Here is a 12,979-nt window from a genome sequence, read left to right on the forward strand (position 1 = left end):
ACCGTTTTCCAGTGCGCGGGATGAGCCAGAGCCGACAATCGGTTGTCGTTCGGGCTGGATTTTTGTTGATTGACCCGTCAATAAAAAATAATCTTCGGCCGAAACATCGGGAACAGCATGCCGAAAGTCGGAATGGAGCCACTGCGCCGCAAAGCGCTCATCGACGCGACGATCTCGGCGATCGGCGAGCGCGGCTCGCTTGACGTGACGATGTCGGAGATCGCCGGGCGCGCCGGCGTGTCGTCGGCGCTGGCCCATCATTATTTCGGCGCCAAGGATGAACTGCTGTTCGCGACGATGCGGCATATCCTGGCCGAACTGACCGCGGACATGCGGCGCGCGCTTCAATCCGCCGGTTCCCCACGCGAACGCGTCTCGGCGGTGGTGGCCGTCAATTTCTCCGAGATCCAGTTCCGGGCCGAAACGATCGCCGCCTGGCTCGCCTTCTATGTCGAGGCGCAGAAATCGGCTGCGTTGCGCCGGCTGCTCAGGATTTATGCGCGGCGGCTGCATTCGAACCTGATGAGCGGGCTGGCCGGCATCCTGCCCCGAGCCGAGGCCGACCGCGTCGCCGAAGCGACGGCGGCGATGATCGACGGGCTCTACATCAGGCGCGCGCTCAAGGACGGCGTGCCCGATGCCGCGACCGCGATCGCATTGGTCGAAGACTATCTCGAAACGAAACTCAGCGGACGGCAGAGGCAGTGACACGCAAGCAACCAAATTTCCTGGTCGTCATGGTCGATCAGCTCAACGGGACTTTCTTTCCGGACGGGCCGGCTGACTTCCTGCACGCGCCGCATCTGAAGGCATTGGCCGCCCGCTCGGCGCGCTTCCGCAACAATTACACCGGCTCGCCGCTCTGTGCGCCCGGCCGTGCCGCGTTCATGAGCGGCCAGTTGCCGTCGCGCACCGGGGTCTATGACAACGCCGCCGAGTTCGCCTCGTCGATCCCGACCTTCGCTCATCATCTGCGCGCCGCCGGCTACTACACTTGCCTGTCGGGCAAGATGCACTTCGTCGGGCCGGACCAGTTGCACGGCTTCGAGGAACGGCTGACCACGGACATCTACCCCGCCGATTTCGGTTGGACGCCGGATTATCGCAAGCCCGGCGAGCGCATCGACTGGTGGTATCACAATCTGGGTTCGGTGACCGGGGCCGGCATTGCGGAAACCACCAATCAGATGGAATATGACGACGAGGTCGTGTTCCTCGCCACGCAGAAGCTCTACCAGCTTTCACGCGAACAGGACGATGAGGAGCGCCGGCCATGGTGCCTCACCGTCTCACTATCGCATCCGCACGATCCCTATGTCGCGCGCAAGCAATATTGGGACCTCTACGAAAATTGCCAGGCGCTCGACCCGGAAACCGGTTTCATCGCGTATGATGAACAGGACACGCATTCGCAGCGGCTGTATGTCGCCAGCGATTATCCGTCGTTCCAGATCACCCCTGAGCAGGTGCGCCGTTCGCGGCGCGGCTATTTCGCCAATATTTCCTATGTCGACGACAAGCTTGGCGAGCTCCTGGACGTCCTCAAGCGGACGCGCATGCTTGACGACACCACCATCCTGTTCTGCTCCGACCATGGCGACATGCTCGGCGAGCGCGGCTTATGGTTCAAGATGAGCTTCTTCGAGGGCTCGGCGCGGGTGCCGCTGATGGTTGCCGGCAGGGGCGTTGCGGCCGGTCTGATCGAAGCGCCGGTTTCCAATCTCGACGTGACGCCGACGCTTTGCGACCTCGCCGGCATCGACATCGATGCCGTCGCGCCATGGACCGATGGCCAATCGCTGCTGCCCCTGATCGACGGTGAGCAGCGCAGCGCGCCTGTGCTGATGGAATATGCGGCTGAGGGTTCATACGCGCCTCTGGTGGCTATGCGCGAGGGCCGATACAAGTTCGTCCATTGCGAGCTCGATGCGCCGCAACTGTTCGATCTCCAATCAGATCCGCTCGAGCGAAAAAACCTCGCCGCCGATCCGGCCAACGAACCGCTGGTCGCGGCGTTCATGGAGAAGGTGCGGGCGCGCTGGGACATGGCCGCTTTCGACGCTGCGGTGCGCGAAAGCCAGGCGCGCCGCTGGGTCGTCTATCGGGCGCTGCGCAACGGCGCCTACTACCCCTGGGATTTCCAGCCGCTGCAGAAAGCGTCCGAGCGCTACATGCGCAACCATATGAACCTCGACAATCTCGAGGAGAGCAAACGGTATCCGCGAGGCGAATGATGGCTACGCTTGTTCCCTCACTCGACCACCTGAAGCAAGCGTATGCAGTCACCGCCAAGGCGACGCAGATCACGCCGCTGCTGGAATCGGCGGCGCTCGCCAGGGAAACCGGCGCCGCTCGCGTCTTCGTCAAGGCGGAATCGCTGCAATGGGCGGGATCGTTCAAGGTGCGGGGCGCCTACTGGCGGCTGAAGCGGCTGTCGCCCGACGAAGCCAAGAAGGGCGTCGTCGCTTATTCTTCCGGCAATTTCGCGCAAGGACTGGCGGCTGCCGGCCAGGCGCTCGGCATTCCCGTCACGATCGTCATGCCGATCGACGCGCCGGCCGCCAAGCGCGACGCCACAGCAGGCTACGGCGCGCGCGTGGTGCTTACCGATCACGGCGAGCTTGCGCGTGAGGAAGTCGCCGCCGCCAAGGCGCGCGAGATCGCCGAGACCGAAGGGCTGACATTGCTGCATCCCTTCGACGATCCGGAAATCGTGGCCGGCCAGGCAGGTGCCGGGCTGGAGGCGCTGGAGCAGCTTTCTGCCAAGGGCGCGAAGGCGGACGTGCTGTTCTGCTCGGTCGGCGGCGGCGGCTTGATCGGCGGCGTTTCGCTCGCTTTCCACTATCTGTCGCCGGCCACAGAAACCATCGGCGTCGAGCCCGAAGGTTTCAACGGCATGGGCGCCTCGTTGGCGCATGGCAGCATCGAGACCATGCCGCTCGCCCCGAACTCGATCTGTGACGGGCTGATGTCGCGGCGGCCCGGCGACGCGCCGTTCGCGGCGGTCAGAACCGCCGGCGTTCGCGGCATCACCGTCGACGACGCCTTGGTGCGGCGGGCAATGAAAATCGCCTTCGAGCGGATGAAGCTGGTGCTTGAGCCGTCCGGAGCTGCCTCGCTGGCGGCACTGCTCGGCGGCAAGGTGGATGTGGCCGGCAAGACCGTCCTTGTGGTGGCTACCGGCGGCAATGTCTCGCTCGCCGATTTCATCACGCATATGAACGATGGGCGCATATGAACAATGCTTGAAGCGGATTTCGTCATCATCGGCTCCGGCTCCGCCGGCTCGGCCATGGCCTATCGCCTGTCGGAGGATGGCAAGCACTCTGTCATCGTTATCGAATTCGGCGGCTCCGATATCGGGCCGCTGATCCAGATGCCATCGGCGCTGTCGATCCCGCTCAACATGAGCCTCTACGACTGGGGCTTCGCCAGCGAACCGGAGCCGCATCTCGGCGGCCGCGTGCTGGCAACGCCGCGCGGCAAGGTGATCGGAGGCTCGTCCTCGATCAATGGCATGGTCTACGTGCGCGGCCACGCCCGCGACTTCGACCACTGGGCCGAACAGGGAGCCGCCGGCTGGGGTTTTGCCGACGTGCTTCCCTATTTCAAGCGCATGGAAGATTCGGATGGTGGCGAGGACGGCTGGCGGGGCCATGGCGGGCCGCTGCACGTGCGGCGCGGCACGCGGAAAAATCCGCTCTATGGCGCCTTCGTCGAAGCGGGCCGCCAGGCCGGCTTCGAACTGACCGACGACTATAACGGCTCCAGGCAAGAGGGGTTCGGCCCGATGGAGCAGACAATTTTCGGTGGCCGCCGCTGGTCGGCGGCATCAGCCTATCTGAAGCCGGCGCTCAGGCGCAAAAACGTAAGCTTGGTCAAGGGCTTTGCGCGGCGGGTGATCATCGAGAATCAACGCGCCATCGGGGTCGAAATCGAAGCTCGCAAACAGATTCAAGTCGTTAAGGCGCGACGTGAGGTGATCGTCGCGGCATCGTCGATGAATTCGCCGAAAATCCTGATGCTGTCGGGCATCGGGCCTGCAGAGCATCTCAGGGAAAACGGCATTGCGGTGGTGGCCGATAGACCCGGCGTCGGCCGCAACCTGCAGGACCATCTGGAACTTTATATCCAGCAGGAATCGACAAAGCCGATCACGCTGAATTCGGTGCTCAACCCGTTTTCCAAGGCGATGATCGGGGCGCAGTGGCTGTTCTTCAAGACCGGCCTTGGCGCCACCAATCATTTCGAGGCGGCGGCCTTCGTGCGCTCGCGCGCCGGCGTCGACTATCCTGATATCCAGTACCACTTCATCCCGGCGGCGGTGCGCTATGACGGCAAGGCGGCGGCGAAGTCGCATGGTTTTCAGGCGCATGTCGGGCCAATGCGCTCGAAGTCGCGCGGCTCGGTGACGCTGCGCTCGCCGGATCCGAATTCGAAACCGGTGATCCACTTCAACTACATGTCGCATCCCGACGACTGGAGCGAGTTCCGACACTGCATCAGGTTGACGCGCGAGATTTTCGGCCAGAAGGCGTTCGACGGCTTCCGCGGACAGGAAATTTCGCCCGGCAGCCACGTGCAGTCGGACGACGACCTCGACATCTTCATCAGGGATCATGCCGAAAGCGCCTATCATCCCTGCGGCACCTGCCGGATGGGCCGCGCCGACGACGCCGCGAGCGTCGTCGACCCGGAATGCCGCGTGATCGGCGTCGAGGGCCTGCGCGTCGCCGATTCCTCTATCTTCCCGCGCGTCACCAACGGCAATCTCAACGCGCCGTCGATCATGACTGGGGAGAAGGCTTCCGACCACATTCTTGGCCGCACGCCGCTGGCGCCTTCCAACCAGGAACCATGGATCAATCCCCGCTGGCAGGCGTCCGACAGATAGAGCATGATCGTGCAACCGCACGATCGGCATGTCGCGAAAGACGATTTGGAGAAGCCCATGCGCGCCCAGCCAACGGCATCGCACTATGTCAACGGACGCTACATAGAGGACGAGCAAGGTGCGCCGCTGCCGGTCATCTATCCAGCAACCGGCGAGACCATCGCCCTTTTACGCTCGGCGACGCCGAACGTGCTGGAACTCGCAATCGAGGCGGCGCGTGCCGCGCAACCGGCTTGGGCGCGGCTGAAGCCGGTGGAGCGCGGCCGCATTCTACGCCGCGCCGCCGACATCTTGCGCGCCCGCAATGCCGATCTTGCCCGCATCGAGACGCTCGACACCGGCAAGGCGATCCAGGAAACGCTGGTGGCGGATGCCCCTTCGGCCGCGGATTGCCTGGAATATTTCGGAGGCGCGGTTGCTGCTTACAATGGCGAGGCCGTCGATCTGGGCGGGGCTTTCGCTTACACGCGGCGCGAGGCGCTCGGGGTTTGCGTTGGCATAGGCGCCTGGAACTACCCGATCCAGATCGCCGGCTGGAAATCCGCGCCCGCGCTCGCGATGGGCAATGCCATGGTGTTCAAACCATCGGAAAACACGCCATTGTCGGCATTGGCACTGGCCGAGATCTACAGTGAGGCGGGCCTGCCCGACGGGCTGTTCAACGTCGTGCAAGGCTATGGCGATGTCGGCGCCAGCCTCGTCGGCCACGATGTCGTAGCCAAGGTGTCGGTGACCGGTTCGGTGCCGACCGGCCGCAAGGTGCTGTCATCAGCCGGCTCGAAGATGAAGCACGCGACGATGGAACTCGGCGGCAAGTCGCCGCTGATCGTCTTCGACGATGCCGATCTCGAGAATGCCATCGGCGGGGCCATGCTCGGCAATTTCTATTCGACGGGGCAGATCTGCTCCAACGGCACACGCGTCTTCGTCCAGAAGGGCATCCATGACCGCTTCGTCGAGCGGCTCGTCGAGCGAACCAAGAAGATCCGCATCGGCGATCCGCTCGATGCCGAAACCCAGATGGGGCCGCTGGTCAGCAAGGCGCAGCAGGAGAAGGTCGTCTCCTACATCGCGGCGGGCGAGCAAGAAGGCGCCACCCTCGCCTGCGGCGGCAACGTGCCCTCGCTGCAAGGTTTTGAAGGCGGCTTCTTCATCGAGCCGACTGTGTTCACCGGGGTGACCGACGGCATGCGCATCGCGCGCGAGGAAATCTTTGGGCCTGTCATGAGCGTGCTGAAATTCGACGGCGAGGACGAGGTGGTCGAGCGCGCCAACGACACCGAGTTCGGCCTCGCGGCCGGCGTGTTCACGCGCGACCTGCCGCGCGCCCACCGCGTCATCGCCGAGCTGCAGGCTGGCACGTGCTGGATCAACGCCTACAACCTGACCCCCGTCGAAATCCCCTTCGGCGGTGTCAAGCAATCCGGCATCGGGCGGGAGAATTCGCTGGCCGCGCTGGCGCATTATTCCCAGCTGAAGGCGGTTTATGTCGAGACCGGGGATGTGGCCAGCCCGTATTGAGCAAAATCTCGTCGGGACAGCGACTCTTTCTCAGCCGCCCTTCTCGGCAGTCCCATCCAGATACTGCGTCAGCGCGCACACGAGATGGTAAAAAATGCTGGCCGGCACGTCTGATGCCCGCGAGCGGCCGCGCTCGTCGACGCGGTCGATCCACAGACCCAGCGGCGCCGGATCGATGTGCCAGCGGAACAGCCGGCCTACGCGTTCCTCGATCTCCGGCTTGAGGTCGGGTCCGCCAGAACCGTCCAACGCAATCGCCGCCTTGACCGCTTCGGCCTGTGGCCAACTGCGCGAGATCAGGTCCAGCGGCAGACCCTGCCGGGAGACCGCGCCATAGGCAAGGCCTGTGGCGCGGTTAAGGCCATTGGCGATCGCCGAGGCATAGAGTTTCCTGGCGAAGCCACTCAGTTCGGCCTGGCCGCTGCGTGCGGCGAAATCGACAAGCAGCGCGGCCCATTCGAAATGATGGCCGGGCTCGGTCCAGGTGCCCTTCTCGTCCGCCACGGGCCTCCAGCCGGCGTCGAAATATTCACCCAGCGTCCAGCTTTCGGGATCGAAGAAGTGGCTGCGGAACAAGTCGATGATGCGCGCCGCGCGCCGCAGATAGGGCGCTCGCCTGTCGCCTGGTGCCAAGCGAGGAAGGCTTCCAGGAAATGCATGTGCGGATTGGAGCGCCGCTCGCCCTGCCCGTCCGAGGTTTCGAGAAAGCCGGTCATGCGGCTATCCTCGAGATGGGCATCGAGAAAGGCGAAGGTCTCCTCGCCGAGCCGCAGCGCATCCGGATGGCCCGACATATGGGCATGTGCCAGCGCCAGAAGCACGCAGGAATGATCGTAGGCGTCCTCGACCGGGTCGGCGACCGAACCGTCGATGTCGAGGGTGCGCACCCAGCCGCCCCTTGCCGTTCGGCCGCTTCCGGCCATGAAGTCGATGCCGTGGGCGATGAGCCGGGCGGCCGGGCCGTCCCAGCCGCGTTGCTTGGCGACCGCAAAGGCGTAGACTTGGCGGGCCTGCGTGCGCATGCGCTTGGGCTTCATCAGCGGCGTGGCGTCGAAGCCAAGCGCCTCGTGGAAGCCGCCATAGCGTTCGTCGACGCCTGATATCGACCACAGCGGAAGCGTCTCCTGAAACAGCCAGTGATGGACGCGGCGACGCCAGGCGCCGCTTTCGATGACCCGGTCGTGGGCAGGCGTGAAGCGGGTTTCCAGCCGGCCGGATTTTTCGAGCTGCTCGACGATCTTCTTGACGTGCTGGCTGTGGCTGACCGGGGCGACGAAGGTCGCGTCCGATGTCGAGACGATGGCGACGTCGCTCATGCCGATGGCCGACAGCAGCCGGCCATCGCTGCGAATGTAGGAATTCTCGCAATCGATGGCGACGACGTCGCCGGCGATGACATTGCCTTGGCTATCGGCAGGCCCGACATCGAGCAGCGACTGCCAGGAGCCGAGATCGTTCCAGCGAAAGCCGGCCGGCACCATGGCGATGTCCTTTGCCCGCTCCATGATGGCGTAGTCGATCGAGGTCGAAGGAATGGCGCCATAGAGGTCCAGCGGCATGTAAAAGCCGGAAAGATCCGATGTCGCAGCCTTGTAGGCAGCTTCGGTCGCCTGCCAGATCTTCGGCTCGAAAGCCGCGAATGCATCGCGCATGGCGCCGGCGCGAAACAGGAAGATGCCGGTGTTCCAGTGGAAATTGCCGGCTTCGAGATAGGCCTGGGCTGTGGCAAGGTCCGGCTTTTCGACGAAGCGCGAGACGTCGAACACGCCCTCTCTTTCGGCAGCGACTTCGATGTAGCCATAGCCGGTCTCCGGCTGTGTCGGCTTGATGCCGAACACCACCAGCCGCCCGGCATTGGCAGCGGCAGCACCCGCCTCGACGCTCTGCCAGAATTGCCGCGCGGTCGAAATCTCGTGATCGGACGGCACCACCAGCACCAGTTCGTCGCCGAATTCGGAGAGCGTGCGCAGGCTTGCCAGCGCCACCGCCGCGGCGGTGTTGCGGCCGATGGGTTCGAACAGCGGACCGCCGCCGGCAAGGTTTATGCCCGCGAGATCGGCATGGACGCGCTCGGCATGGCGTTCGGAAGCGATCATGAAGATGGGCGTCTCGCCGCTGGGCCGTGATGCCAGCCGGCGCAAGGTCTTTGCCAGCATCGAGCCGTCGCCCGAAAGATCGTGGAACTGCTTGGGATTGTCCTCGCGCGATAGCGGCCAGAGCCGCGAGCCGACGCCGCCGCTGATGACGAAACTGACGATGCGCTGGCTCATGATGCCCTTGTCAAAAGGTTTGGTTGCAGGCGCCGACTTCCGGACTGCGGCGCAGCACAGCGTCGAACATCTGCCGGCGCCGCTGCGACGATACCGGGCTCTCCACCACCACGACAAGCTCCGGCAATCCGAAACTGTTGGGCCGTGCTTCGCCAACGACCCTGAGGGTCAAGACTGCAATCTCCGAGCGGCTGAAAACACAAATCGCGCAAACGGTCGCCGACGGTGCCCCTAACACGGAAGCCTTAAGCGACGTTTATTCGAGGCGCTGAAACAGGCTCGCGAAGAAAGCTGGCGAAATGCGACAGAAGTGCTGCCATTGACGCTTGCAGGAACCAGATGCGGCGGCTATAAGCCCGCGGTCTGGTCACGGAGTGTAGCGCAGCCTGGTAGCGCACCTCGTTCGGGACGAGGGGGTCGCAGGTTCAAATCCTGCCACTCCGACCAGAAAAACAAAGCACTTCGCGTGTTTGTTGCTCCCGGCACCCCACAGATTTCCCCACAGATTGGCGTCGCGGCATCACCGCCGCTCCTCCTTCCACACTGGAACCGTCTGGATCTTGAGCGCCTTCAAGCGGCGGATCACCAGGCCTACGGCTTCCCTGCCAGTTGGGGCGAAGGCTTCGACATGCGGATGGCCGTGGGCAGGATCGTTCTCGCATCGCATGCGCCAGCTGAGTGAGTCGACGTCGACATCGCCGAAGATGCGGATCAGGTCATCCGGATAGTAGCAGTGCTGGCGCTTGCAGTAACCGCAGCGCACGCGCACCAGGCGCAGGCCGTCGTTGAGGTTCGATAGCGGGTAGTCTTTCCGCTTTGGCGCATAGGTCTCTGGCATGAGAACAGAAAAGGAACATTTTCCTGTTTCGTCAAGGCGTCCTTGACGAATTTTAGCGCCGTCACATATGCCATGCCGATGTTGTGGTTTTCACCGCCTGTTCCCGTCAAGACGAAGCGCGTCGGCGTGACGCGCGAGGTGAACAGTGTCGATGCCGCGGCGGAGGAGCTGCTGACATGGCACAAGCGCAACGCCCAATGGCAGACGGCGGTCAAAGCCTGCATAGCGGCCAAGGAAGGTACCAGGACGCCAGAGGCCGCCAGGCAAGCGTTTCTGACCGCAGCGAAGGCTTGCGGCATGTTGCGCGGCCAATGAAAGCCCGCCCCGGCGAAACCAAGCCGGCCTGAATGCGGGAATGGTTTGGATGAAGATCGATATCAAGGACGCCGAGGCCGCGCTGACGCTGATCAGGCGCACGATCGAGGAGCACTGTCCGCCCGGCGTGCTGCCCAGCGAAGAGATGGTCAACGGGCTCTATAGCCCGACATTGATGGGCGAGGCCGAGGCGATCGCCGCCGCAATTGTCGCCACGGTCGAGAGATTGCAGTTACAGACGACTGCGAAGCCCCCGGCGCCGAGCATCAAGGCATAGCCTGAAACGCAAAAACCCCGCCCCGGCGAACCGAGGCGGGCGATTTTGTTATGCAGTAACATAAACGGCGCGGATCACTTCGCGCGCGCGATCTCCTTGGCGAGATCGCCGACGTCGCGGCGCAGGTCACCGACCTCGTCGACGAAGCGGTTGCCGACCTCGATCAGCCGGTACAGGGCCGCGCGCTGCTTTTCATCGTCTGCGCGCCCTTCGATCAGTTCTTTCGTGTAGGCCTCGATCGCCTCCGCCAGTTCCTTGACCGCGGAGTTGTCGACAAGTGCGCCGGCAACTTCCACCTGGCGCTCGGCCGGCGTCGCGTTCTTGCGCCCATAGCCCAGGCCGAAGGCGGCAAGCACGCCAAGGAGGCCGAGGCCGATAAAGTTGGCGATGGGCACGAGCTGCTCCGCCGGAATGCCGAAGATCATCAATGCCTCCGATGGCCAGCACCGACATCAGCCCATGCTCGAAAGAGGTTCCACATCTCGATCGCCATGAAAGTCGAATAGGCGATCACGCCGTCGCCGCCAGCACCGCCGACGGTCAGCCAGGCCATGAGAACACCAAGGGCGATCTGCCCCCAGAACACGCAGGACGCGATCGAGGCGCCCGCCCGCAGATGCGGCGAGAACCGGAATTGGCGGAAGGTGCCGTTCACCGTCAGCGCGCCCAGGCGAAGCAGGCCGGCGAACAGACATATGTTCGCCCAGGTCGCCTCACTGCCGTAGCTCGCTATCACCGTGAACGACCGCGCCGAAGAGAAGGTCGAGGGATCGGCGGCGAGCACCGCCGACCAGCCGAACAGCGCTGCGGTCATGATCCATTCCGTGACGCGCATGCCGAAGTGCTGGCGGATGCCGCCGGCTATTCGCAGGATGATCATGCCTTCAGCTCTGCCCGGCGCGCAGCGCTGGCCCTGGTGTGCCGGTCGCACTCAGCCGGCGTGTAAAGCTTCACGGCGCATCCCGGAGCCATCGTCCGGTCGATCTTGTTCTGATCCTCGACCGTCTTGCCCTGCGCACCGGCGAGGCTGCTACCGAGGGCCGAGCGTAGCGCGGGAACACCGCTGACGCCGGAAGTCCCACACCCCGCCAGCAGCAATGCAGTCGTCAAAAGACCGGCTGGCCTCAATGCCTTTGTTGATCGCATCCTGGTTCTCCTGTCGGATCTGGTCGCGCACTTCCTGCGCGCCCCAATGCTTGATGAGCTCGTAGCCGCCCCAGAGCGTGCCGGAGACGGCCGCCAGAGCGGCTACGATGGCGATGATGCTGGCGACGGCCGGCGAGACGCCGAGCAGGCGCGCAACAAGGGTGATGAGCCAGGTCATGCGCGCTCCCCCACCAAGCTTGCGCGAGCCGCTCTCTCAAGACGATCGGCAATTTCCACCATGTCGACACCGACAATCCGGGCATAAGCCTGGAATGCGAGCACGGCGGCCTCCTCCGCGCGCCAGTGCCGCCAGAATCTTTCGTCGGCTACACCGCGCAGCGTCGGGCTTTCGGGCAGGCCGAGAAGGCAGGCCAGCACGGAATGGCCGATTTCATGATCGCGGCTCATGGCCGCCGTGTCGCCGCCATAGCCGAGCTCGCGGGCACGGGCGCGATAGTCTTCGGTATCCTGCGGGACGGCCGGGATTTCCTTGCCGTCCATCAGGTGCGTCACCGTCAGGCCATTCTCGTGCAGCGCCACGACGGCGGCGCCGAGGTGCAGCGTCCGCATCACGCAAGCACCGGATCGAGAGCGGCGGCATCGCCCACCGTCTCGATGTCGCCCTCGTCGGTCTTGCGGCTCTTCAGCCAGCCGAAGATGGCATAGGCGGCAAGGCCAAGGCCGATCGCTCCGGATCCGGCGAGCAGGATGTTGGCGACCGTCTGCGCCGTGTCTGCTTCGATACCGGTGAGGTAACCCGCAGTTTCGGCGATCTGGTCGCGCGCCGCCACGACAAGCACCATCAGGCCGCCGGCCTTGGTCGCGTCCTTGACCTCCGGCACCTGGCTGACAAGCTGCTGGCCAGGCTGTTCGGCCGGGCTCTGTTTCCACGCCTCGAGGCGCCGGAAGGTCTCGGGGCCGGCCACACCGTCGGCGGTGATCTTCTGCGCGCGTTGGAAATCCTTCACCGCATCACGCGTCGAGGGACCATAGTCGCCGTCGACCTTGACCGCGTAGCCGGCGCGCAGCAGCAGAGTCTGCAGGTCCCTTACTCTGGCGCCGGTCGAGCCCATGCGCAGCATACCCGTGGCGGCCGAGACCGGCGCCGCCCCGCTGAGCCGCTGGTAGGCCGCCGCCATTTTCAGGTGGTAGCCCATCTTGCGGAAGCCGCTGCCGTTATAGCCGCGGGCAAACCCGGTGAAGTCGAGCCGCTGCAGCTCGTCGTCCAGCCCGAACTTATCGATGAAACGCGCCATCAGATCGATCTGCCCGGCTGCGTCGCGGCGGGCCAGCCTGATCAGGTCGTCGACGCTGTCAAAGCCGAGCTTCTTCCAGTGCGCCGTCATCACCTGGCCGAGGCCGATCGAAAACGATTCCAGCGCCGCCTGCCGATCGATGCTGGCCGCGCGGGCGATCAGCGCCCAGCGGTCGGCTTGCGATTTGGGGTTCTTCACGCCGCCGGGCTTGGGACTGGCGAGCCCCTGGGCGCGCGCCGCCGCTCGATCGGCAGCCGACAGCCGCTCGTCGAAATAGTGGCCTTCCCAGCGCACCAGCGGCTCATGCTGGCCTTTGACCAGGGCAAAGACCTGGCCGGCGCTCTCGACTTCGGCAACGGCCTGTAGCGCGAAAGGTGAGCATTTCAGTTGTGCGGCGAGATCGCCGATCGCGGCGATGGTCGATCCATCGAACATAGCAAGTCCTTTCCACCCTCGCGGGCA

General features: G+C 64.4%; 14 protein-coding genes, 1 tRNA gene and 1 pseudogene. 8 read left to right on the forward strand and 8 right to left on the reverse strand.

Translation table 11 applies throughout. The annotated features are described in order from the left end of the window. Positions 1 to 117 precede the first annotated feature (117 nt). From betI to betB, 5 genes are read left to right on the forward strand one after another with little or no spacing between them, the layout of a single operon-like run. Positions 118 to 708 (forward strand): choline-responsive transcriptional repressor BetI, encoded by a 591-nt coding sequence (gene betI, locus LB566_RS03080; RefSeq protein ID WP_224623024.1) that lies wholly within the window; start codon positions 118 to 120, stop codon positions 706 to 708. Then, on the forward strand, positions 705 to 2,234 hold the full coding sequence (gene betC / locus LB566_RS03085) for a choline-sulfatase (RefSeq protein ID WP_224623026.1): 1,530 nt from the start codon (positions 705 to 707) through the stop codon (positions 2,232 to 2,234). The genes betI and betC overlap by 4 nt, the downstream gene beginning before the upstream one ends. Next, a complete protein-coding gene (locus LB566_RS03090) occupies positions 2,231 to 3,238 on the forward strand; it encodes a threonine/serine dehydratase (RefSeq protein WP_224623028.1) in 1,008 nt (335 codons plus the stop codon). Before betC ends, LB566_RS03090 begins: the two co-directional genes overlap by 4 nt. Positions 3,239 to 3,241: 3 nt before the next feature. After that, positions 3,242 to 4,894: a choline dehydrogenase gene (betA, locus tag LB566_RS03095; RefSeq protein ID WP_224623029.1), complete on the forward strand. Its 1,653-nt coding sequence runs from the start codon at positions 3,242 to 3,244 to the stop codon at positions 4,892 to 4,894. A gap of 57 nt (positions 4,895 to 4,951) precedes the next feature. Next, positions 4,952 to 6,415, forward strand: a complete 1,464-nt coding sequence (gene betB, locus LB566_RS03100) for a betaine-aldehyde dehydrogenase (protein ID WP_224623031.1) — start codon at positions 4,952 to 4,954, stop codon at positions 6,413 to 6,415. Between the two features lie 30 nt (positions 6,416 to 6,445). Here betB and LB566_RS03105 read toward each other — a convergent pair. Next, positions 6,446 to 8,685 (reverse strand): annotated as a pseudogene (locus tag LB566_RS03105) (AGE family epimerase/isomerase). Between the two features lie 10 nt (positions 8,686 to 8,695). Beyond that, complete coding sequence (locus LB566_RS03110) at positions 8,696 to 8,857, reverse strand: hypothetical protein (protein WP_224623646.1); 162 nt, start codon at positions 8,855 to 8,857, stop codon at positions 8,696 to 8,698. Positions 8,858 to 9,055: 198 nt separating this feature from the next. On the opposite strand from LB566_RS03110, the gene LB566_RS03115 reads away from it, so the two are divergent. Next, a tRNA-Pro gene (locus tag LB566_RS03115) sits at positions 9,056 to 9,132 on the forward strand. 73 nt (positions 9,133 to 9,205) lie between these two features. Here LB566_RS03115 and LB566_RS03120 read toward each other — a convergent pair. After that, entirely contained in the window at positions 9,206 to 9,523 is a 318-nt protein-coding gene (locus LB566_RS03120; protein WP_140732025.1) for a hypothetical protein, read from the reverse strand. Positions 9,524 to 9,565: 42 nt separating this feature from the next. Here LB566_RS03120 and LB566_RS03125 point away from each other — a divergent pair, with 42 nt between their 5' ends. Both LB566_RS03125 and LB566_RS03130 read left to right on the forward strand, forming a co-directional pair. Further along, complete coding sequence (locus LB566_RS03125) at positions 9,566 to 9,838, forward strand: DUF982 domain-containing protein (protein ID WP_224623032.1); 273 nt, start codon at positions 9,566 to 9,568, stop codon at positions 9,836 to 9,838. Positions 9,839 to 9,887: 49 nt separating this feature from the next. Next, positions 9,888 to 10,115, forward strand: a complete 228-nt coding sequence (locus LB566_RS03130) for a hypothetical protein (RefSeq protein WP_224623033.1) — start codon at positions 9,888 to 9,890, stop codon at positions 10,113 to 10,115. Positions 10,116 to 10,189: 74 nt separating this feature from the next. Here LB566_RS03130 and LB566_RS03135 read toward each other — a convergent pair whose 3' ends face one another. From LB566_RS03135 to LB566_RS03155, 5 genes are all read right to left on the reverse strand, one after another. Continuing rightward, positions 10,190 to 10,540: a hypothetical protein gene (locus tag LB566_RS03135; protein ID WP_224623034.1), complete on the reverse strand. Its 351-nt coding sequence runs from the start codon at positions 10,538 to 10,540 to the stop codon at positions 10,190 to 10,192. After that, positions 10,540 to 10,995 (reverse strand): hypothetical protein, encoded by a 456-nt coding sequence (locus LB566_RS03140; protein ID WP_224623035.1) that lies wholly within the window; start codon positions 10,993 to 10,995, stop codon positions 10,540 to 10,542. Before LB566_RS03140 ends, LB566_RS03135 begins: the two co-directional genes overlap by 1 nt. Positions 10,996 to 11,145: 150 nt before the next feature. Further along, positions 11,146 to 11,439 carry a hypothetical protein gene (locus tag LB566_RS03145; protein ID WP_224623038.1) on the reverse strand — a complete coding sequence of 98 codons (294 nt, stop codon included), beginning with the start codon at positions 11,437 to 11,439 and terminating at the stop codon, positions 11,146 to 11,148. Next, positions 11,436 to 11,831, reverse strand: a complete 396-nt coding sequence (locus LB566_RS03150; RefSeq protein ID WP_224623039.1) for a hypothetical protein — start codon at positions 11,829 to 11,831, stop codon at positions 11,436 to 11,438. Before LB566_RS03150 ends, LB566_RS03145 begins: the two co-directional genes overlap by 4 nt. Beyond that, a complete protein-coding gene (locus LB566_RS03155; protein WP_224623042.1) occupies positions 11,831 to 12,952 on the reverse strand; it encodes an N-acetylmuramidase domain-containing protein in 1,122 nt (373 codons plus the stop codon). Before LB566_RS03155 ends, LB566_RS03150 begins: the two co-directional genes overlap by 1 nt. Positions 12,953 to 12,979 lie beyond the last annotated feature (27 nt).

This window comes from Mesorhizobium sp. CA13, assembly GCF_020165235.1.
GTDB lineage: Bacteria > Pseudomonadota > Alphaproteobacteria > Rhizobiales > Rhizobiaceae > Mesorhizobium.